Here is a 604-nt window from a genome sequence, read left to right as displayed (position 1 = left end):
TCGCCTGCAGCGTCATATTTGTATAAGAGACAGGCTGTCATCCATGTACTTGGGCGTGACGAACAGCGAGATGCCCTTCGGCCCCGGAGGGGCGTCGGGCAGCTTGGCCAGCACCAGGTGGATGATGTTCTGGCTCATGTCGTGCTCGCCAGCGGTGATGAAAATCTTGGTGCCGGTGATGGCGTAGCTGCCGTCGGCATTGGGCTCGGCGCGGGTCTTGAGCAGGCCCAGGTCGGTGCCGGCATGCGGTTCGGTCAGGCACATGGTGCCGGTCCAGTGGCCGGCCACCAGCGGCTTGAGGAAGGCTTCCTTCTGCCAGTCCTGGCCGTAGTGCCTGAGCGCCTCGACCGCGCCGTGCGACAGCATCGGGAACAGGCTCCAGGCCAGGTTGGCCGAGGACGTCATCTCGCTCAGCGCCATGCCCAGCGTTTCCGGCATGCCCTGGCCGCCGAACTCCGGCGCCGCGGTCAGGCCGGTCCAGCCGCCCTCGACGAACTGCGCATAGGCTTCCTTGAAGCCCGGCGCGGTGGTGACCTCGCCGGTGGCCTTGTCCAGCGTGCAGCCGTTCTCGTCGCCCACGGCGCTCAGCGGCGCCAGCACGCTG

At 67.2% G+C, this 604-nt stretch carries 1 pseudogene; it reads right to left on the bottom strand.

Going from position 1 to position 604, the window contains the following annotated elements:
- Positions 1 to 36 precede the first annotated feature (36 nt).
- Positions 37 to 604, bottom strand: a pseudogene (locus tag ABB22_RS17430) (acyl-CoA dehydrogenase family protein); the annotation flags it as partial.

This window comes from Stenotrophomonas nitritireducens (genome assembly GCF_001431425.1).
Lineage (GTDB): Bacteria > Pseudomonadota > Gammaproteobacteria > Xanthomonadales > Xanthomonadaceae > Stenotrophomonas > Stenotrophomonas nitritireducens.
Note: the sequence above shows the minus strand (reverse complement) of the source record. Positions and strands in the feature narration are given on the sequence as shown.